Origin of the sequence: Sphingobium abikonense NBRC 16140, assembly GCF_001598335.1 — a bacterium.
Classification (GTDB): domain Bacteria; phylum Pseudomonadota; class Alphaproteobacteria; order Sphingomonadales; family Sphingomonadaceae; genus Sphingobium; species Sphingobium abikonense.
Genome location: NZ_BCYT01000012.1, coordinates 12576 through 31583, shown reverse-complemented (window position 1 = coordinate 31583; position 19008 = coordinate 12576). Strand labels below are relative to the sequence as shown.

Here is a 19008-nt window from a genome sequence, read left to right as displayed (position 1 = left end):
ATCTTAACGCCCTTTCGCTAGGTCTCCCCGGCATCAGCTGGGGAGACCTTTTCTTTATGAGCGACAAGCCAATGGTCATGGTTACAGGCGGCGCGGGCTATATCGGCAGCCATGCCGTGCTGGCGCTCAGGGATGCCGGCTATGACGTCGTCGTGATCGACAATCTCGTCACCGGCTTCGACTGGGCGGTGCCCGGCGACGTCCCGCTGGTGCGCGGCGACATTGCCGACCAGCCACTGGTGGAAGCGACACTGCGCGACCATGGCGTGCGCGCGATCATGCATTTCGCCGGGTCCGTCGTGGTGCCGGAGTCGGTCAGCAACCCGCTCAAATATTATCACAACAACAGCGCTAAGACGCGCGATCTCATCGAAAGCGCGGTGCGCGTCGGCGTGCCGCATTTCATCTTTTCCTCGACCGCCGCCACCTATGGCACCCCGGACGTGGAGGCGGTGCGGGAAGATACGCCGCAATGCCCGATCAACCCCTATGGCATGTCCAAGCTGATGACCGAGCATATGCTGCGCGACGTGGCGGCGGCGCATCCGATGAATTTCTGCGCGCTGCGCTATTTCAATGTCGCAGGCGCCGATCCGCAGGGGCGCACCGGCCAGTCGACCGCCGGCGCCACCCACCTTATCAAGGTCGCGGTCGAAGCGGCGCTGGGCAAGCGGGAGAGCGTCAGCATCTTCGGCACCGATTTCGACACGCCCGACGGCACGGGCGTGCGCGACTATATTCACGTCAGTGACCTCGCGGCGGCGCATCTGCTCGCCCTCGAAGCGCTGATCGCGCAGCCGACGCGCAACCATCTGCTCAATTGCGGCTATGGCCGGGGCTTTTCGGTTCTGGAGGTGCTGGACGCGGTCGACCGGGCGACCAACAATCGGATCAAACGCGTCATGGTCGGCCGGCGTGCGGGCGATCCCGGCAAGCTGATCTCGGACAACAGAGCCATTCTAGAAACCTTCCCCTGGACGCCGCGCTATGCCGATCTGGACCAGATCGTCGCCCATGCGCTGGCCTGGGAGCGCCAGCTTGGCGACCGCGCATGAGCGAAACGAGCGTCCGCGCCTTCTTCGCCGCAAACGCCCCGGATGTGTCGATCATCGATCAGGGCGTCAGCACGGCGACGGTCATAGAGGCCGCCGCCGCGCTCGGCGTCGAGCCGGCGCGCATCGCCAAGACGCTGTCGCTGCGTGTGGGGGATCAGGTCGTACTCGTCTGCGCGCGCGGCGACGCCCGGCTGTCGAACGGCAAGGCCAAGGCCGCGCTTGGAGCGAAGCCACGGATGCTGGGCGCGCATGAGGTGGAGGAATTGACCGGCCATCCGGTCGGCGGCGTCTGCCCCTTCGGCCTCACGACGCCCCTTCCCATCTATTGCGACATCTCGCTCCGGGCGTTCGCCACCGTCTTTCCGGCGGCGGGATCGCGCACGGCGTCGGTCGAATTGACGCCCGATCGGCTCGCGGCCTTGACCGGGGCAAGCTGGGTGGACATTTGCACGCTTCCTGACGACGCGGAGTGACCCATGCCGACCGAATATTTCTTCGCCAACGGGGCGCAGGCCGCCGCCGACATCGCCGACCGGATCGCCGCCCTATTGTCTGACGCCATCGCTGCGCGCGGGGTCGCGACCATCGCGCTGTCGGGTGGCCGGTCGCCCCGGCCAGTGCTCGAGGCGCTGGCCCAGGCCACGCTCGACTGGAGCAAGCTGATCGTCACGCTGGTGGACGAACGCTGGGTCGATCCGGCCAGCGCGGACAGCAACGAACGGCTGGTGCGCGACACGCTGTTGCAGGGACCGGCGGCGCAGGCCCGCTTCATGCCGATGAAAAATGAGGCTGCGGATGCTTATGCGGGCCAGCCGGATGTGGAAGCCCGCCTTGCCGCCCTGCCCTGGCCGCTTGATGTCATCCTGCTGGGCATGGGCGATGATGGGCATACCGCCTCGCTCTTTCCGGACGGCAAGGAACTGGCCGAAGGTCTTGCCACCGATGCTCTGACCATCGCCGCCACCCCGCCGGCCGCGCCGCACCAGCGCCTGTCGCTGACCGCGAGCGCGATCCTCAAGAGCCGCCATATCTTCCTCCAGATCAGCGGCGCCGCCAAGAAGGCGGTCTATGACCGCGCACTGGAAGGCGGGCCGGTCGAGGAATTGCCGATCCGCCTCGCGCTTTTGCAGGATGATGTGCCGGTCGAAGTCTGGATCGCCGAAAACTGACGTTTTTCAGTCCGCCGGATCGTGGCTGGAAATCAGATAGCGCCACACCCCGGTCGCATTGATGAAGAGCAGGGCGACATTCTGCCAGCCAATGCCTTCGCTGTTCTTGTCCAGAAATCCCCAGGCAATGAGCGCGATGGAGCTTGTCACGAACAGCACGAAAGCCCATCCGGTGATTCGCCGGCCAAGGTTTAGCGACACGATCAGCGCGGCGAGCGTCGCTGCCCCCGCGCCATAATATTGCAGGACGGTCAATATAGTCTGGCTCATGCCATGCCCAACGCCACGGCCAGCCCCATGTTGCCGAAATTAACGCAGGTTATTCATGAATAAAGTCGCCGACATAGCCCCCTTCCATGCCATCGCCATCAGCCGGGAAGCGCATGCGCTGGAAGAACAGGGCCGCTCGATCCTGCATATGGAGTTCGGCCAGCCATCGACCGGCGCGCCTGCGCGGGCGATCGCGGTCGCGCATCATGTGCTCGACACCGAACCCATGGGCTATTGGGAAAGCACTGCCCTCAAACAGCGTATGGCCCGCGATTATCAGGATCGCTACGCTGTCACCGTCGATCCCGAACAGATCATCCTGACCTGTGGCGCATCCCCGGCGCTGGTGCTGGCGCTCACCAGCCTGTTTGCGCCTGGCGCGCGGGTGGCGACCGCAAGGCCGGGCTATGTCGCCTACCGCAATACGTTGAAGGCGCTCTATCTGAACCCGGTCGAGGTCGCCTGCGGCCCGGCCGAACGCTATCAGATCAGCGCCGACGCGCTCGACGCGCTGGCCCCTGCGCCCGATGGCCTGGTCCTCGCCAGCCCCGCCAACCCGACCGGCACGGTCATTCCGCCCGCTGAACTGGAGCGGATCGCCGCCGTCTGCGCCGACCGGGGCATTCGCATCATTTCCGATGAAATCTACCATGGCCTCAGCTTTGGCGAACCGGCCCATTCGATGCTGCAATATGCGTCCGACGCCGTGATCGTGAACAGCTTTTCCAAATATTACAGCATGGCCGGATGGCGGCTGGGCTGGGTGGTCGTGCCGCCGGAATTGATCGACACGGCGCGCGCGCGGATGGGCAATCTATTCCTGACCCCGCCCGTGCTGGCGCAGCGCGCCGGATTGGCGGCTTTCGACTGTGCGGACGAACTGGAGGGCCATGTCGCCAGCTATCGCCGCAACCGGCAATTGCTGCTCGATGCGTTGCCCGCCATGGGCCTGGCCCGCATCGCCCCGCCCGACGGGGCATTCTATATCTATGCCGATATCAGCCATCTGACCGACGACAGCCTGGGCTTTTGCCAACGGCTGCTGCGCGAAACCGGGGTGGCGACCGCGCCGGGGATCGACTTCGACCCCGTTGACGGACACCGCTTCATTCGTTTCAGCTTTGCCGTATCCACCGACCGGGTTGAGGATGCGATTGCGCGGATGATCCCGTGGTTTCAGGCAGAGACGGGGCGCTAGGCCCCTGGCCTGTCCTACAGGGATGGCTCAATGCTAGACTGAGCGATCAGCTCTTTCCAACAGTCTGGTCCTTGCTCCACGCGCGTGACTTCGCAAAAAATCTCCTATTGCGAAATCAACGCCACAGGTCTCGATCGACGCAAATGCGCGGACCCGCCACGGTGTGAACTTCGCAATCAAGCCCGCCGGTGCGAAGCGCGCTCAGCCGCGTGTCCGGTCAAATTCCTCCATCTCATAAGCGATGGACGCTTCGACCAGCCGGTCCCACAGATCGGCGATGACATCAGCAGGCGCGCCCAGCCGCTCCGCCTCAGTCCGGGCATTGGCGATCACCTGCGCCTTGCGCGCTTCGTCGCGCACCGCGCCGCGATCGGGCTTGATCCGCGCCGCCGCGCGCATATGGGCAAAGCGCAGGTCGAGCAGCGCGACGATCTGCCGGTCGATCTCGTCGACGCCGGCGCGCACTTCGCTCATGCTGGTATAGCTGTCGGGGTTCATGGGCGGGAGGCTTAAGCCCGCCGCCCCGCCCTGTCGAGGGCTTGACAGGCCAGCCCCTTGGCGTCATAGGCCCCGCTTCGCGATTGGCCCTGCATCCCGGTGAAGCGGCGGCCCTGTCCCTGAAATACGGAAAACAGGCGATACCGGGACCAACGTTGTTAGCATATCGAAGGAAAGACATATGTCGAAGCGCTCCAGCGCCAAGTACAAGCTCGACCGCCGGATGGGCGAGAATATCTGGGGTCGCCCCAAGAGCCCGGTGAACAAGCGTGAATATGGCCCCGGCCAGCATGGCCAGCGCCGCAAGGGCAAGATGTCCGACTATGGCATTCAGCTGCGCGCCAAGCAGAAGCTGAAGGGCTATTATGGCGACATCACCGAAAAGCAGTTCAAGAAGAACTATGTCGAAGCCGCCCGCATGAAGGGTGACACCGGCCAGAACCTCATCGGCCTGCTGGAACGCCGCCTCGACGCGCTGGTCTATCGCGCCAAGTTCGCGCCCACCATCTGGTCGGCCCGCCAGCTCGTCAGCCACGGTCACATCTATGTGAATGGCGTCAAGTGCAACATCGCCTCGCGTCTGGTGAAGCCGGGCGACGAGATCACCCTGGGCAAGAAGGCGCAGGAAATGGCGCTGGTCCTGGAAGCGCAGAGCCTACCCGAGCGCGACATTCCCGACTATGTCTCGCCCGACGGCGCCGCCAAGGTCACCTATGTCCGCGTGCCGACGCTGGACGAAGTGCCCTATCCGGTGAAGATGGAACCTAACCTGGTCGTCGAATTCTATTCGCGCTAAGTCCTCGGGACCTGCGAGATACAAAAAGGGCGGCTCCTCATGGGGCCGCCCTTTTTCGTTAAGGGAAAAACCTATCGGGCGCTCAGGCCGATTACCACGGCGACGGCAGTGAACAGCAATATCGCGACCATGATTGCCGCAGCCGCTTGCCGGAACCCTGCCAAGCGCCCAATCCCTAATCTGGTCGAAAACCACAGAGCCTGCACCGCCAGATACCAGCCGGCTGTGAAAAAGCCCAGCAAGGCGCCTGCCATTCGCCCGTGCGACACGTCAAGAATGGGTAGCAATGTCGCGATGCCGGCCATCAGTGCCAGCGGGGCGGTGGTGAAGCACTGACCGTAAAACGGTCGCCGCAAATTGGAATGGGTGAGTTTGAGCCCCTGCCTGCGCAACATGAACACGGACATCAACAGCGCAAACAGGCTGAACAGAACCAGGCGCAACGCCAACAGGGCAAGATCGGTATCGACCAGCGCCTCCAACCCTCTGTTGCTCGTCAAAAGCGCGTTGCGCCCCGCAATCAGAGTTTCCAGCCCATGGGAAATCAGCAGGCTTAGGAACAGGAATAGCGGTGGGCGTATGGCATCATCATATTGGTCTTCGGGCGTGTCCGATACTTCGCGATCAGCATAGGCCATCATTGCCAACGGATGCACCAGCGCGCGCCACAATGTCATGGGATAAAAGACCAGCCAGCCCATCACCGTGTAGAGTGCTTCGTCCAGCGACTCGATGATCTTCATGAAGTCCATGAACGACCTTCCTGCCCTGCGCCCGACGAGCCGAACGACATCGGCCGTTATATATGCAAACGGCTGCAGCTGAGATAGATAATATTATGTTCAATAATGGATAAGGCGGGCTTATCCCGCCGCTAGCTCGACCGCGCGCGCAAACACCGCGTCGAACATCTTGGCCGTCAAACGCCCGGTATTCTGATTGTAGCGCGAACAATGATAGCTATCGATGAGGATGCGGCCATCGGGCATGCGATGCTCGGCCAGATGCGCGAAACGGGCTTTGGGCAATTTGCCGCCCAGAATTTTGACGGCTGACTGATGCGCAATCTGGCCCAGGGCGATGAAAGTGCGCGCATTGGGAAGCGCCGCCACCCCATCGGCCAGGAACGGGCGGCAATTATGGATTTCCGCCGGCTCCGGCTTGTTTTGCGGCGGCAGGCATTTGACGGAATTGATGATGATCACGTCCCGCAGAACCAGGCCATCGTCCGGCCGGCCTCATAGCTCCCTTCGGCCAGCCCATGGCGCGCCAGCGTGGCGAACAGCAGATCGCCGGCATAATCGCCGGTGAACGGCCTGCCGGTGCGGTTCGCCCCCTGCCGGCCCGGTGCCAGTCCGATGATCGCAATGCGCGCCTGCGGATCGCCAAAGGCGGGGACCGGTGCATTCCACCAATCGGGATGCTGGGCCCGGCATTCCTCCCGCAAGGCGACAAGACGGGGACAGCGCGGACAATCATGCGGCGGCTCGGTCGAAGCAAGGGGGCTTTTCACTATCACGCACAGCAGATAGGCGCTGGTTCATGGCGGATACAAGGCCAGATGGCCGCACCCATGTCTACGCACTGGCGCTGGGATCGAACCGGGCGCTGTCGGCCGACCGCACTCCGCCGCGACTGGTCGAGGAAGCCATGGCACTGATCGGCGCGCGGATGCGAGTGATCGCCATGTCGCCCATCATCGACACCCCGCCACTGGGTCCATCGCTGCGCCGCTATGCCAATGCCGCGATTTTGGTGGAAACCCCGCTGGCGCCTCCAGCCCTGCTGCAATGCCTTCAGGACATGGAAGCGCGCCTAGGCAGACGACGCCACCGGCGCTGGGGCGCGCGCACCATGGATATCGACATCATCCTCTGGTCGGGGGGCATGTGGCGGGAACGCCGGCTGACCGTGCCGCACGCCGCCTTTCGCAGCCGCAGCTTCGTGCTGACGCCGCTATCCTTCATCGCTCCGGGCTGGCGCGATCCCCGCAGCGGCCTTGCCATCCGTCATCTGAGCGCGCGGCTCAAAAAAGCGAAACCAAAGCGGCCGACAAGTGGTTGACCATCCGCGCCGCCCCCTTTAGGGCGTCGTCCACCGCTTCGGGGGTCCATAGCTCAGTCGGTAGAGCAACTGACTTTTAATCAGTAGGTCGCTGGTTCGAACCCAGCTGGACTCACCACAGTCTTGTGGAGCGCGATGAAGATCATCTCCACCTCCCCGCTGTATGAAGGCTGGCTCAACCTACGCATGGTGCGGTTGCGCACCGACGATGGCATCGAAGTCGACCGGCATGTGGTGGAAATGCGCCGTGCTGTTGCCGTGCTCCCCTATGATCCTGAGCGCCGCCTGGCCATTACCGTATCCATGCCGCGTACGCCCGTCATGCTGGCGGGCCTGCCCGACATGATGGAGGCGATCGCCGGCATATCGGAGGATGACCCGGCCGATTGCACACGGCGCGAAGCGATGGAGGAAGCCGGCGTCCGCTTGAGCGAATTGGTGCATTTGGGCCAAATCTGGAGCATTCCCAGCGTCGTCACGGAAAAGATCGATTATTTCCTCGCCCCCTACGCCGCGCGGGACCGTGTTGCGGCGGGCGGCGGCCTGATTGAGGAACAGGAAAATATCAGCGTGCACGAATTGTCGCTGGATGCCCTGTGGACCATGATGGCGCGCAAGGAGATCGCCGATGGAAAGCTGGCAATCCTGCTGATGGCGCTGCGGTTGCGACGACCCGACCTGTTCAGCGTTCCGGTCGACTGACCCCAATACTGCGCGCAGCCACATCAATATCGCCATGCGGCAGGCTGAAGCGACAAGCGTCCGATGCGCCGTTGACGCAAATGGCCAATCCACTGGCGCGGTAGCGCAACACCAGCCGGCGGCGTCCAGGCTCTTCCCACTGCCCCACGGTCAGCGGGCTACCCGTTTCATCGAGCCAGTCCACAACGTCGTCGGTCAAGGCGGTTATGCCTTGCAAATCGGCCTCATCCGCCCGCAGCGCTGCCAGAGAAAAAGCCTCCGCCTCAAGGGCCTGATCGCGGCCCTCCCAGTCGATCCAGCTGATCGCGTTGTCCTGAGCATAAGCATTGTTATTGCCCTGTTGCGATCGGCCAAATTCGTCCCCCGCACACAGCATGATCGTTCCGCGCGAACAGAAAAGCGTGGTCAGCAACACCCGCATGTCGCGCTGGCGTGCGGCGCGGATAACGGAATCGTCACTCGCTCCCTCGACGCCATTGTTCCAGCTGTAATTTTCGCCATGGCCGTCGCGATTCTGTTCGCCATTGGCTTCATTATGGCGCGCTGCATAGGCTGTCAGATCAGCCAGGGTGAAACCGTCATGCGCTGCGAGGAAATTGACCGTCCGAGTGCGGCCGTTCGGGAATATGTCGCTTGATCCAGCCAGGCGGGTGGCGAAGGCCCCGATCGTCCCTGCGTCCCCGCGCCAGAAACGCCGCATGTCGTCGCGATAGCGGTCATTCCATTCCAGCCAGGAGTCCGGAAAATGGCCCAGCTGATAACTACCCGGGCCGATATCCCAAGGTTCGGCAATCAATATCCGATCGGCCAGAACCGGGTCGGCCCGCATCTCTTCCAGCAATGGTGCGCGCGGATCAAAGCCATGGTCCAGGCGCCCGAGGGCCGGCCCCAGATCGAAGCGGAAGCCATCGACGCCCGCCTGCTGCACGAAATGCCGCAGCGACGCCAGGATCAGTGCGCGCATCGCCGGTGCGTTGCAGGCGATACTGTTGCCGGTGCCGGTATCGTTGATCAGGCTTCCGTCCGCCGCATGCCGGAATGCGCCGCGCGGGTCCAGGCCGCGCAGGGACAGCGTCGGGCCATCGCGGTCGCTTTCGCCATCATGATTATAGACCATGTCGAGGACGACGCCGATCCCCGCTTGATGCAGCGCGTCTACCGCCTGTCGCAGTTCGGCCATACCGCCCGGCGCCAGCCGGGGATCGATCGCGAACCAGCTGACCGGATTATAGCCCCAATAGTTGGTGAGGCCGAGTGGACCCAAATGCCGCTCGTCGATCCAGGCGGTGATGGGCATGAGTTCGACCGCGGAAACATGCAGGGCTTTGAGATGCGCGATCACGGCCGGATGACCAAGCGCCGCAATGGTCCCCCGCTGCGCCGGCGGCACGTCAGGATGACGCATGGTAAAGCCGCGCACATGCAGTTCGTAGATAAGGCCCCCCGGCGCGAAGAGGGGCGATCGCTGGGTCACGCTCGGCAGCGGCGCCTCGACGACCCCTTTCGGCATGAGCGGCGCGGTGTCTGTCCCGCCCCCTCGCGGCGCGGCCAGTGCCGGATTATAGATGAAGGGCCGGTCGATCGACGTCGAATAAGGATCAAGCAGTAGTTTGTCGGGGTCGAACCACAGACCAGCGGGCGGATCATAGGCGCCATCGGCGCGCAGGCCATAGCGCGCGCCAACGCCGACGCCCGCCGCCTCGATCTGCCAGACACCATCGCCCTTTTGCCTCATCGGCACGCGGGTTTCGCCCCCATCCGCGTCGAAAAGGCAGAGCCAGAGCGCGCTGGCGTCAGGCGCATGGACGCGAAACATCGTTCCGCCCTCCGTGACCTGCGGCGCGCCGGCGCCTATGCTCACGCGGCCTCCGCCAGCAAGTCCCGATACAGCGCCGCATAGCGCGCGGCACTGCTGTTCCAGGATACATCAGCGCGCATGGCGGCCCGCTGCATCGCCTGCCAGATGGGCCGGTTGCCGTGCAGGCGAACAATGCGGGCTATCGCTCCGTGCAGCGCCAGCGGGTCGTTCGGGGCAAAGACGATGCCGGTCGCCGCGCCGGCGTTCACCGCCGCATCATTGGCGTCGATCACCGTATCGGCCAAACCGCCAACCCGCGCCACCACCGGCAGGCAACCATAGCGCAGCCCATAAAGCTGTGTCAGCCCGCAGGGTTCGAAACGCGACGGGATGAGGATCGCGTCGCCGCCCGCCTGCATCAGATGCGACAGGGGTTCGTCATAGCCGATCCGCGCGGCGATCCGGCCGCGATGCCGGTCTGCCGCCGCCAGAAATGCGCCCTCCAGCGCCCGGTCGCCCGACCCCAACAACGCCAGCTTGCCACCCAGCCCGACCAGATGGTCAACCGCATCGATCATCAGGTCCATGCCCTTTTGCCAGGTAAGCCGGCTGACGATGATGAAGAGCGGCGCATCGTCCCGATCAAAGCCGAAGGCCTCCTCCAGCGCCCGGCGATTACCCGCCCGCGCGCCCAATGATCGGCCGCTAAACCGGCGCGGGATCAACGGATCTTCGGCCGGGTTCCAGATGTCGGTATCGACGCCGTTCAATATGCCATGCAGGCGGTCGATGCGCCCGTTGATCAGCCCGTCCAGACCCATGCCATGGTCGCGCGACCGGATTTCCTGCGCGTAGCTGGGGCTGACCGTGGTGATCGCGTCAGCTGAAACCAGGCCGGCCTTCAGATAGCCGACACCGCCATAATATTCGACGCCATCTACGCCCCAGGCTTCCTGCGGCAGGCCGAGCGCGGGAAAGATGTCTGCGGCAAAGCGCCCCTGAAAAGCGAGATTGTGGATCGTCACCAGCTTGGGCACGACATGGGCCGGACCAAAGCGCATATAGGCGGCGGTTAGCGCCGCCTGCCAATCGTGAACATGGACGATGTCCGGCCGCCAGTCCTTGATCGCCCCTTCGGCAATGTCCGCGCCGACGCGAGACAGTGCAGCAAAACGCCGCCAATTGTCTGGCCAGTCCGTGCCGTCCGGGCCGCCATAGGGGCCGCCGTCACGCGCGAAAAAGGCGGGCGCGTCGAGCACCAGCAGGTCCAGTCCATCGAGCTTCGCTGCCAATAAGGCCGCTTTTTCTCCAAACAGCGTATCATAGCGGCGCACCGCTTTTGTCTTGCCCAGACGAGCCAGGACGGACGGGTAACCAGGCACCAGGGTGCGGGCGGCCACCCCCTGCGATGCGAGTGCGGCCGGCAAGGCTCCGACAACGTCGGCCAGCCCTCCCGTCTTGACGAGAGGATAGATTTCCGACGCGACGGACAACAGCTGCATCGTCATGGACCGGTCAAACCTCCAGACGGTCGATCATCGGTTGTGTCACCAGGCAGATGCCGCTGTCGGTTCTGCGAAAACGTTGGGCGTCGAGCGTCGGATCTTCCCCGATGATGAGGCCAGGCGGGATCAGGATACCGGAATCGACCACGCATTTGTGCAGACGCGCGCCCCGCCCTATCTCGCAGCCGGGCATGATGATACTGTCCGTCACGGACGAAAAACTGTGCGTGCGCACGCCAGAAAACAGCAGGCTACGGTGCAGCGATGACCCTGACACGATACAGCCGCCAGCGACCAGCGACGATGTCGCCGACCCGCGCCGGCCATCTTCATTATGGACGAATTTCGCAGGCGGCGTGACTTCCGAATAGGTCCAGAGCGGCCAGCTATGGTCATAGAGATCGAGAGAGGGGACAACGTCGGTCAGGTCGATATTCGCCTGCCAGTAAGCGTCGATCGTCCCCACGTCGCGCCAATATGGCTCCAATTCGCTCTCTGCGCGCACGCAGCTGCTGGAAAAGCGATGCGCCACCGCCTTTCCGTGCTTCACGATATAAGGAATGATATCGCCGCCAAAATCCCGCTTGCTCGTCGGATCATCCGCGTCGCGCCACAATTGCTCGATCAGGAAACGGGTGCGGAAGACATAGATTCCCATCGACGCCAGCGCCGTATCGGGCTGGCCCGGAATGGCCGGCGGGTCCTTGGGCTTTTCGACGAAGTCGGTGATCACGTCGGCCTTGTCCACATGCATGACGCCAAAGCCGACAGCTTCCATGCGTGGCACTTCCAGGCAGCCGACCGTGACGTCCGCGCCGCTGTCGACATGCTGCTGGAGCATCAGTTCATAGTCCATCTTGTAGACATGGTCGCCGGCCAGGATGACCATATATTCGGGCGCATAGGCTTCGATAATATCGATATTCTGGAAGACGGCGTCGGCGGTGCCCTCATACCATTGGCTTTCGGAAATACGCTGGCTGGCGGGCAAAATGTCGAAACTTTCATTGCGCTCGGGGCGCAGGAAATTCCAGCCCCGCTGCAGGTGCCGGATCAGCGAATGCGCCTTATACTGGGTGGCGACGCCGATGCGGCGAATGCCGCTGTTGAGCGCGTTGGACAGGGCGAAGTCGATGATCCGGGCCTTGCCACCGAAATGCACCGCGGGTTTCGCGCGCCGGTCGGTGAGTTCCGCCAGACGACTGCCGCGCCCCCCGGCCAGCACATAGGCCATCGCATCGCGCGCTATGGGCTGATATTTCGTCTGCATCCGCCTCTCCATTCACCCGCCGGCAGGTCGCCCGAATGCGCCCGCCAGCCTGTCAAAATTCCAGTTCGAGCATCAACGTGGCGAAGGGCGGAATGGTGATGTTGGCCCACCCTTCCTCATCAGCCGTCACCGCGCCCATATTGCCGGCACCGCTACCGCCATAATCCTGCGCGTCGCTGTTCATCACTTCCCGCCAGCGCCCGCCGGAGGGAAGGCGCATGCGGTAAGCGTGGCGCAGCACGGGCGTGAAATGACTGATGACGACGATCGGCAGCGCACCGGGCGCGCGCCGCACCCACGCGAAGATCGAATCCGCGCGCGCGTCCACCAGCACCCATTCGAAGCCTTCCGCCTCGCAATCGCGGGCGTGAAGTGCCGGGCGACTGCTGTACAGATGGTTGAGGTCGGCAACCAGGCGCTGCACCCCCCGGTGCGGCGCATGGTCGAGCAGATGCCAGTCGAGCGCACGTGCCTCGCTCCATTCGTCGCGCTGGGCGAATTCCTGCCCCATGAACAGCAGCTTCTTGCCGGGATAGCCCCACATCAGGCCATAATAGGCGCGGAGAGTCGCGAATTTCTGCCAGTCATCGCCCGCCATCTTGTGCAGCAGGGACGATTTGCCATGCACCACCTCGTCATGGCTGAGCGGCAGGACGAAATTTTCGTCAAAGGCGTAGAGCAGCCCGAAGGTGATGTCGTCATGATGGTGCGCGCGGTGCACCGGGTCACGCTGCAGATACCGCAGCGTGTCGTGCATGAAGCCCATATTCCATTTGAACCCGAACCCCAGTCCACCCGCATCGACAGGGCGCGAAACGCCTGGCCAGCTGGTGGACTCTTCGGCGATCGTCATGACGCCGGGATGCGCGCCATAGAGCGCTTTGTTCATCTGCTGAAGGAAGGCCACGGCCTCGACATTTTCGCGACCGCCATGGTCGTTGGGGATCCATTCCCCCGGCTGCCGCGAATAATCGAGGTAGAGCATGGAGGCGACCGCATCCACCCGCAGCCCATCGACATGATAGCGCTCCGCCCAGAACAGCGCATTATTGGCCAGAAACTGCGCCACTTCACGCCGACCATAATTGTAGATGGCGGTGTTCCAGTCGGGGTGAAAGCCCTTGCGCGGGTCGGCATGTTCATAAAGCGCGGTGCCATCGAAACGCGCCAGCCCATGTTCGTCGGTCGGAAAATGCGCGGGCACCCAATCCAGAATGACGCCAATGCCGGCGCGATGCGCGCCGTCCACAAATCGCGCAAAGCCCTCCGCATCCCCAAAACGCGCGCTGGGCGCATAGAGGCCGAGCGTCTGATAGCCCCAACTGGGATCATAGGGATGCTCGCTGATCGGCAGAAATTCGATATGGGTGAAGCCCATGCCCACGACATAGGGGATCAGCCGATTGGCCAATTCATCCCAGGTCAGGAAATGGCCTTCGGCATCGCGCTGCCACGATCCGGCATGGACTTCATAGATGGCGATGGGTTCGCGGCGGGGGTCAGCGTCCCGCCAATGCGCCCGATGCCGGTCATCGCCCCATATATGCGCGGGCGGCGGCGCGACGATTGAGGCGGTGGAAGGACGCAATTCGGACTGAAAGGCGAACGGATCGGACTTGAGCGGCAGCAGCTCGCCATTCACGCCGAGGATTTCAAATTTGTAGGCACTGCCCGCACCGACTTCGGGCAGGAAGATTTCCCAGACGCCCGCATCGCCCCGGCGACGCATGAGGCCCCGCCGCCCATCCCAGCGATTAAAGTCGCCGACGACCGAAACGCGCAAGGCGTTAGGTGCCCAGACCGCGAAATGCGTGCCGCCCATTCCTTCGTGGTGAAGGACATGCGCGCCCAGCTTGTCGAACAGCCGTTCGTGCGATCCTTCCGCGAAATAATGGTCGTCCATCGGCCCCAGCACCGGGCCATAGCCATAGGGGTCGACCAGCGCGTAATCGCTGCCGTCGGGATACCGCGCGACATATCGCAGTGGCTGGCGCTTTTTCACCGACACCTTGCCCCCGAACAGACCATCGGGATGAATGCAGGCCAATTCCCCGACGGTCTTGCCCTCCAGCGTCAGAGCCGTGACGCCTGTCGCGTCCGGCACCATCACGCAGGCGGTGAAGCCCTTGTCGGCCGGATGCACGCCCAAGGTGGCGAAGGGATCATCCTCCCGACCCGTAACCAATCGGTCGATCTGATCCCGCGTCAGCATCGCCTATCTGCGCCCCTGCGTCATGCCGGCAGCTTCCATATGTCGGTCGCATATTCGCGGATCGTTCGATCGGACGAGAACCAGCCCATGCGCGCTACATTGTGGATCGCCTTCTTCGCCCAGAGCGCTTCATCCTTCCACAGGGCGTCGACAGATCGCTGCGCCGCCGAATAGCTGTCAAAATCAGCCGCGACCATGAACCAGTCATGATCATGGATGCCCTGGATCAACGCCTTGTAGCGATCAGGATCGTCGGGGGAAAAGACACCGCTGGCGATGGCGTCGAGCGCCTGTCCGAGTTCTCGGCTCTGGCCGATTACCTCGCCAGGATTATAGCCATTGGCGCGCCTCTCATTCACCTCCTGCGCGGTCAGGCCGAAGATGATGATGTTATCATCGCCGACATGATCGCGCATTTCGACATTGGCGCCATCCAGCGTGCCGATGGTCAGCGCGCCATTGACCGCGAACTTCATGTTGCCGGTGCCTGACGCTTCCATGCCCGCCGTCGAAATCTGTTCGCTCAGGTCCGCGGCCGGGATCATCATTTCCGCCATGGACACATTGTAATTGGGCACGAATTGCAGTTTGAGCAGCCCCCGCACCGCCGGATCGTGATTGACGGCGCGGGCCACGTCATTGGCCAATTTGATGATCAGCTTGGCGTTATGATAGCTGGGCGCGGCCTTGCCGCCGAACAGCTTGACGCGCGGCGACCAGTCGCGTTCGGGGTGAGAGCGAATCTGGTCATAAAGCGACACCGCCTCGATGATGTTGAGCAACTGGCGCTTATATTCATGGATGCGCTTGATCTGGATGTCGAACAGCGCCGCCGGGTCGATCCGCGCATTGACCCGCTTGCGCAACAGGTCGGACAGCGCCCCCTTGTTGGCGCGTTTGACCGAGAGGAACTTCTCCTGAAAGCCCGCATCCTCGGCGAAGCGATCAAGATCGCGCAATGCTTCGGGATCGTCCAGGAACCGATCGCCGATGGCATCACGGATAAGGGCAGTGAGGCCCGGATTGCACTGCATCAGCCAGCGGCGGAAGGTAACGCCATTGGTCTTGTTGTTGATGCGCGCGGGATAAAGGCGGTGTAGGTCAGCAAAGACCGTTTCCTTCATCAGGTCGGTGTGCAGCGCCGACACACCGTTGACGCTGTGCGACCCGGCAAAGGCGAGATTGCCCATGCGCACCCGGCGGCCGCCATGTTCATCGATCAGGGAAATCGCGCCGATCGCGCCGTCATCAAACTGCCCGGACCGGCGCGCTTCCGCCAGCAGCCGGCTGTTCACCGCATAGACGATCTGCATGTGGCGTGGCAGCAGGCGCTCGAACAGCGGCACCGGCCAGCTTTCCAGCGCCTCGGGCAGCAAGGTGTGATTGGTATAGCTGAAGGTGCGGCGGGTAATGTCCCACCCTTCGTCAAAATCAAGCCCATGATCGTCGAGCAGGATGCGCATCAGTTCAGCAACCGACACTGCCGGATGCGTGTCGTTGAGCTGGATCGCGGCCTTGTCCGGCAAGGTTCGTATGTCGCCGAAATATTGGATATGCCGGCGCACTATGTCCTGCAAAGAGGCGGACGAGAAGAAATATTCCTGGCGCAACCGCAATTCCTGGCCCGCAGGCGAAGAATCTGCGGGATAGAGCACGCGGGTGAGCGCTTCGGCACGGTTGCTTTCGGACAAGGCGCCCAGATGGTCGCCGGCATTGAACTTGTCGAGCAGGATCGGGTCGATGGGCTGCGCCTCCCACAAGCGCAGCGTATTGACGCGCTTGCCGCGCCATCCCGCGATCGGCGTATCATAGGGGGTCGCGATGACACGCTCGCCCGGCCGCCAGTGCATCTGATGCGGGCCGGCCTCTTGCCCCTCGGCCGGATCGACGCGACCGCCAAAGCCGACCTCGTAGCTCGCCTCGCGCCGCTCGAATTCCCAAGGGTTGCCATGCGCCAGCCAGTTTTCCGGCAATTCCACCTGCCAGCCATCGCTGATTTCCTGCCGGAACATGCCGTTTACATAGCGGATGCCATAACCATAAGCGGGCACGTCCACCGTCGCCATGCTTTCCATGAAACAGGCGGCAAGCCGGCCCAGGCCGCCATTGCCCAGCGCGGCGTCAGGCTCCAACGCGGCAATGATGTCGATGTCGACACCCAGCGAAGCCAGTGCCGCCTGTAAATCGTCCAACATCTCCATGTTGGACGCGGCATCGCGCATCAGTCGCCCGATCAGGAATTCCAGGCTGAGATAATAGACCCGGCGCCCCTGCGCCTCATAGGTTTTATGGGTGGATTCGATCCAGGCGTCGATCACCCGGTCGCGGATTGCCAGGATGACGGCATGCAGCCAGTCATGGGGCTTGGCGGCAGCGGCATCCTTGCCGATGCGATAGGTCAGTCGCTCGACGATTTCACGGGCCAGCAATTCGGGATCGACCTGCCGCGGCGCGGGCCTGGGAAGTTTGGTCTGGCCCTCAAGGTTCATGGCGTGACGTCCCCCTGCTGAATCACCCATGATGATGGCATAGCCGCAGGACCAGCGCCATCAGCATTTCGGCGGTGCAGCAAGAACTTGTCGCGCGATCTTTCGATCCGTCAGTCGCGCCGTGACCGGACGATCGCTTCTGACACGGCCGCGCGCATTTGCGCCCGCACGGGATAGGCGCTGGACGGCAGAAGCTGGGTCATGAATATCCCGATCAGCCGTTCCACAGGGTCGATCCAGAAATAGGTCGAAAACACACCACCCCAGTAATATTCGCCTTTTGCCAGCCCCATGGCGAAGCCCAGGCCAAAGCCCACACCCTGATAGTCTGCTTCGCTGAACATCGCGCTGGACATGCCTGCCAGATCGCTGCCGCCGGGCAATTGGTTGGTGCGCATCGCCGCGACCGTCTCCTCCGACAACAGGCGCTGGCCATCGAGTTCGCCGCCGCGCAGCAACATGCGTGCGAACCGGTGATAGTCGGCGACGCTCGACACCAGCCCTCCCCCGCCTGAGAAAAAGCATCCGCTCCGTCGCCAATTGCTCCGCGCGCCCAGATCGGCCGGAACCCGCAGGCCGCTTTCCTCCAGCCGCCAGGCGTCGGTCATGCGCGCAGCCTTGTCTGCCGGCAGCACAAAGACGGTGTCCGCCATGCCCAGCGGCGTGAAGATGGCGCGCTCGAAATGGCTTTGCAGGTCCGTCCCCGTCAATCGCTCGATCACGACGCCCAGCACGTCCGTAGACACCGAATAATTCCATCTTTCTCCCGGAGAAAATTCCAGCGGCAAGGTCGCAAGATCGGCAATGAACTGGTCCGAGGTACGCTGTTGCTGAAACTCGTCCAGCCCCATCTCCCGATAGCGCGCGTCGATCGCGGTCTGGCGCTGCAACCCATAGGTCAGGCCCGATGTATGCCGCAGCAGGTCGATCATCTGCATTGCCCGCGCTGGCCGGCTTTCGCATGCATTGCCAACGCGCAGGTCGGCAAATTCGGGGATGAGGTGCGTGACAGGCGTGTCCAGTGCCACCTGTCCCTGCTCCACCAGCATCATGAAGGCGACCGACGTGACCGGCTTCGTCATCGACGCGATACGATACAGGGCATTGGGATGCAGCGGGGTCCCGTCGACCCGCGCCGCGCCGCGCGTCACCGAAATTAGCGGTGCCTCATCGCGGGACAGAAGAAACTGCATGTGGGGCAGCTTGCCGCTCTGGACATAATGTTGATCGAGAAACGTCACGAGCGCATCCAGCCGGTCCGCGTCCATGCCCGCTGCTAGCGCTGCCGCCCTGTCCAACCCGTCAAGCATCCGCATCCCTCATCGCCTTGTCGTGACCTGCGGCGCTAAAGCACGGTTGCGGCAACGTAAACAGCTTGGCGATTGCCAACACCCCGTCGCCCCCTCTATGGCATCCGGCCTGATCGCACGCATTGGACCCAGAACAGGCATGGCCACCGGCCTTTCCGCGATATTCATGACGCACCGCGCCGCGCTGCTGCGCTTTTTGCGCGCGCGCGGCGCGGGCGACGACGCTGAAGACCTGTTGCAGGATATGTGGATGAAGCTGGAGGCCAAAGATCTTGGTCCGGTGGCCGACCCGCTGCCCTATCTCTACCGCATGGCGAACAATCTGATGCTCGACCGGTATCGGTCCTCGACCCGGCGGGAACGGCGCGAGCAGGATTGGGCCGGGGGCGCGGGCGGCGTCATGGCCGATCCGAGCGATGACGTCCCCGTAGACGATCGGCTGATCCTGAACCAGCAGCTGGATGAAGCGCGAAGCATTCTGCGCGCACTGGGGCCAAGGGTCGAACTCGTCTTCCGTCGTTTCCGGATCGAAGGCGTCGGGCAGAAGGTGATCGCCGAAGAATTGGGTGTAAGTCTGACCACGGTGGAGAAGGACCTGCAAAAGGCCTATCGTGCGATGATCGCGCTCAAGCAGAAACTGGATACGGAATGAGCGGCTCGGCGGCGTCAGGC

Annotated in this window: 17 protein-coding genes, 1 tRNA gene and 1 pseudogene; 9 read left to right on the top strand and 10 right to left on the bottom strand. The window is 63.1% G+C overall.

Annotation, left to right across the window (positions count from 1 at the left end; translation table 11 throughout):
* Positions 1-56 precede the first annotated feature (56 nt).
* The 3 genes from galE to pgl are packed head-to-tail and all read left to right on the top strand — an operon-like array spanning position 57 to position 2224.
* Positions 57-1055, top strand: a complete 999-nt coding sequence (gene galE / locus SAB01S_RS13010; RefSeq protein ID WP_062733486.1) for a UDP-glucose 4-epimerase GalE — start codon at positions 57-59, stop codon at positions 1053-1055.
* Entirely contained in the window at positions 1052-1528 is a 477-nt protein-coding gene (locus SAB01S_RS13005) for a YbaK/EbsC family protein (RefSeq protein WP_062733484.1), read from the top strand. The genes galE and SAB01S_RS13005 overlap by 4 nt, the downstream gene beginning before the upstream one ends.
* Positions 1529-1531: 3 nt before the next feature.
* On the top strand, positions 1532-2224 hold the full coding sequence (gene pgl, locus SAB01S_RS13000; RefSeq protein WP_062733483.1) for a 6-phosphogluconolactonase: 693 nt from the start codon (positions 1532-1534) through the stop codon (positions 2222-2224).
* A 6-nt stretch (positions 2225-2230) separates the two neighbouring features.
* Here the strand turns inward: pgl and SAB01S_RS12995 are convergent, their stop codons facing one another.
* The gene (locus tag SAB01S_RS12995; RefSeq protein WP_062733481.1) at positions 2231-2494 is read right to left on the bottom strand and encodes a hypothetical protein; all 264 of its coding nucleotides are present in this window, start codon (positions 2492-2494) and stop codon (positions 2231-2233) included.
* A gap of 55 nt (positions 2495-2549) precedes the next feature.
* Between SAB01S_RS12995 and SAB01S_RS12990 the strand changes: the two genes are divergently transcribed.
* Positions 2550-3692 (top strand): pyridoxal phosphate-dependent aminotransferase, encoded by a 1143-nt coding sequence (locus SAB01S_RS12990; protein ID WP_062733480.1) that lies wholly within the window; start codon positions 2550-2552, stop codon positions 3690-3692.
* A 201-nt stretch (positions 3693-3893) separates the two neighbouring features.
* Here the strand turns inward: SAB01S_RS12990 and SAB01S_RS12985 are convergent, their stop codons facing one another.
* Positions 3894-4190 (bottom strand): chorismate mutase, encoded by a 297-nt coding sequence (locus tag SAB01S_RS12985; RefSeq protein ID WP_062733478.1) that lies wholly within the window; start codon positions 4188-4190, stop codon positions 3894-3896.
* A 181-nt stretch (positions 4191-4371) separates the two neighbouring features.
* On the opposite strand from SAB01S_RS12985, the gene rpsD reads away from it, so the two are divergent.
* On the top strand, positions 4372-4986 hold the full coding sequence (rpsD, locus tag SAB01S_RS12980; RefSeq protein ID WP_021225518.1) for a 30S ribosomal protein S4: 615 nt from the start codon (positions 4372-4374) through the stop codon (positions 4984-4986).
* A gap of 71 nt (positions 4987-5057) precedes the next feature.
* On the opposite strand, the gene SAB01S_RS12975 is transcribed toward rpsD, so the two are convergent.
* Together SAB01S_RS12975 and SAB01S_RS12970 are read right to left on the bottom strand one after the other, a co-directional pair.
* Positions 5058-5729: a hypothetical protein gene (locus tag SAB01S_RS12975; protein WP_245646484.1), complete on the bottom strand. Its 672-nt coding sequence runs from the start codon at positions 5727-5729 to the stop codon at positions 5058-5060.
* A 120-nt stretch (positions 5730-5849) separates the two neighbouring features.
* Positions 5850-6505: pseudogene (locus SAB01S_RS12970) on the bottom strand (uracil-DNA glycosylase).
* 23 nt (positions 6506-6528) lie between these two features.
* Between SAB01S_RS12970 and folK the strand changes: the two are divergent.
* From folK to SAB01S_RS12955, 3 genes are all read left to right on the top strand, one after another.
* Entirely contained in the window at positions 6529-7050 is a 522-nt protein-coding gene (gene folK / locus SAB01S_RS12965; protein ID WP_062733474.1) for a 2-amino-4-hydroxy-6-hydroxymethyldihydropteridine diphosphokinase, read from the top strand.
* A 42-nt stretch (positions 7051-7092) separates the two neighbouring features.
* A tRNA-Lys gene (locus SAB01S_RS12960) sits at positions 7093-7168 on the top strand.
* A gap of 17 nt (positions 7169-7185) precedes the next feature.
* Complete coding sequence (locus SAB01S_RS12955) at positions 7186-7752, top strand: NUDIX hydrolase (RefSeq protein ID WP_062733473.1); 567 nt, start codon at positions 7186-7188, stop codon at positions 7750-7752.
* Here the strand turns inward: SAB01S_RS12955 and glgX are convergent.
* The 6 genes from glgX to SAB01S_RS12925 all read right to left on the bottom strand — a co-directional run bounded on the left by glgX (position 7733) and on the right by SAB01S_RS12925 (position 18342).
* Positions 7733-9613: a glycogen debranching protein GlgX gene (glgX, locus tag SAB01S_RS12950; RefSeq protein WP_062733471.1), complete on the bottom strand. Its 1881-nt coding sequence runs from the start codon at positions 9611-9613 to the stop codon at positions 7733-7735. The two genes, SAB01S_RS12955 and glgX, sit on opposite strands and share 20 nt — an antisense overlap.
* Positions 9610-11058 carry a glycogen synthase GlgA gene (glgA, locus tag SAB01S_RS12945; protein WP_062733470.1) on the bottom strand — a complete coding sequence of 483 codons (1449 nt, stop codon included), beginning with the start codon at positions 11056-11058 and terminating at the stop codon, positions 9610-9612. Before glgA ends, glgX begins: the two co-directional genes overlap by 4 nt.
* A gap of 7 nt (positions 11059-11065) precedes the next feature.
* Positions 11066-12325: a glucose-1-phosphate adenylyltransferase gene (gene glgC / locus SAB01S_RS12940; protein ID WP_062733468.1), complete on the bottom strand. Its 1260-nt coding sequence runs from the start codon at positions 12323-12325 to the stop codon at positions 11066-11068.
* 52 nt (positions 12326-12377) lie between these two features.
* A complete protein-coding gene (glgB, locus tag SAB01S_RS12935; protein ID WP_062733466.1) occupies positions 12378-14537 on the bottom strand; it encodes a 1,4-alpha-glucan branching protein GlgB in 2160 nt (719 codons plus the stop codon).
* 20 nt (positions 14538-14557) lie between these two features.
* Positions 14558-17026 carry a glycogen/starch/alpha-glucan phosphorylase gene (locus SAB01S_RS12930; RefSeq protein WP_062733464.1) on the bottom strand — a complete coding sequence of 823 codons (2469 nt, stop codon included), beginning with the start codon at positions 17024-17026 and terminating at the stop codon, positions 14558-14560.
* A 110-nt stretch (positions 17027-17136) separates the two neighbouring features.
* Positions 17137-18342: a serine hydrolase domain-containing protein gene (locus tag SAB01S_RS12925; RefSeq protein ID WP_174525653.1), complete on the bottom strand. Its 1206-nt coding sequence runs from the start codon at positions 18340-18342 to the stop codon at positions 17137-17139.
* 133 nt (positions 18343-18475) lie between these two features.
* Here SAB01S_RS12925 and SAB01S_RS12920 point away from each other — a divergent pair, with 133 nt between their 5' ends.
* Entirely contained in the window at positions 18476-18988 is a 513-nt protein-coding gene (locus SAB01S_RS12920) for an RNA polymerase sigma factor (RefSeq protein ID WP_062733463.1), read from the top strand.
* Positions 18989-19008 lie beyond the last annotated feature (20 nt).

What these genes read in the sequence shown, in the direction of transcription:
- galE (WP_062733486.1), top strand. Translation starts at nt 57, where the DNA reads ATGAGCGACAAGCCAATGGTCATGGTTACAGGCGGCGCGGGCTATATC.
- SAB01S_RS13005 (WP_062733484.1), top strand. Translation starts at nt 1,052, where the DNA reads ATGAGCGAAACGAGCGTCCGCGCCTTCTTCGCCGCAAACGCCCCGGAT.
- pgl (WP_062733483.1), top strand. Translation starts at nt 1,532, where the DNA reads ATGCCGACCGAATATTTCTTCGCCAACGGGGCGCAGGCCGCCGCCGAC.
- SAB01S_RS12995 (WP_062733481.1), bottom strand. Translation starts at nt 2,494, where the DNA reads ATGAGCCAGACTATATTGACCGTCCTGCAATATTATGGCGCGGGGGCA.
- SAB01S_RS12990 (WP_062733480.1), top strand. Translation starts at nt 2,550, where the DNA reads ATGAATAAAGTCGCCGACATAGCCCCCTTCCATGCCATCGCCATCAGC.
- SAB01S_RS12985 (WP_062733478.1), bottom strand. Translation starts at nt 4,190, where the DNA reads ATGAACCCCGACAGCTATACCAGCATGAGCGAAGTGCGCGCCGGCGTC.
- rpsD (WP_021225518.1), top strand. Translation starts at nt 4,372, where the DNA reads ATGTCGAAGCGCTCCAGCGCCAAGTACAAGCTCGACCGCCGGATGGGC.
- SAB01S_RS12975 (WP_245646484.1), bottom strand. Translation starts at nt 5,729, where the DNA reads ATGAAGATCATCGAGTCGCTGGACGAAGCACTCTACACGGTGATGGGC.
- folK (WP_062733474.1), top strand. Translation starts at nt 6,529, where the DNA reads ATGGCGGATACAAGGCCAGATGGCCGCACCCATGTCTACGCACTGGCG.
- SAB01S_RS12955 (WP_062733473.1), top strand. Translation starts at nt 7,186, where the DNA reads ATGAAGATCATCTCCACCTCCCCGCTGTATGAAGGCTGGCTCAACCTA.
- glgA (WP_062733470.1), bottom strand. Translation starts at nt 11,058, where the DNA reads ATGACGATGCAGCTGTTGTCCGTCGCGTCGGAAATCTATCCTCTCGTC.
- glgC (WP_062733468.1), bottom strand. Translation starts at nt 12,325, where the DNA reads ATGCAGACGAAATATCAGCCCATAGCGCGCGATGCGATGGCCTATGTG.
- glgB (WP_062733466.1), bottom strand. Translation starts at nt 14,537, where the DNA reads ATGCTGACGCGGGATCAGATCGACCGATTGGTTACGGGTCGGGAGGAT.
- SAB01S_RS12930 (WP_062733464.1), bottom strand. Translation starts at nt 17,026, where the DNA reads ATGAACCTTGAGGGCCAGACCAAACTTCCCAGGCCCGCGCCGCGGCAG.
- SAB01S_RS12925 (WP_174525653.1), bottom strand. Translation starts at nt 18,342, where the DNA reads ATGCGGATGCTTGACGGGTTGGACAGGGCGGCAGCGCTAGCAGCGGGC.
- SAB01S_RS12920 (WP_062733463.1), top strand. Translation starts at nt 18,476, where the DNA reads ATGGCCACCGGCCTTTCCGCGATATTCATGACGCACCGCGCCGCGCTG.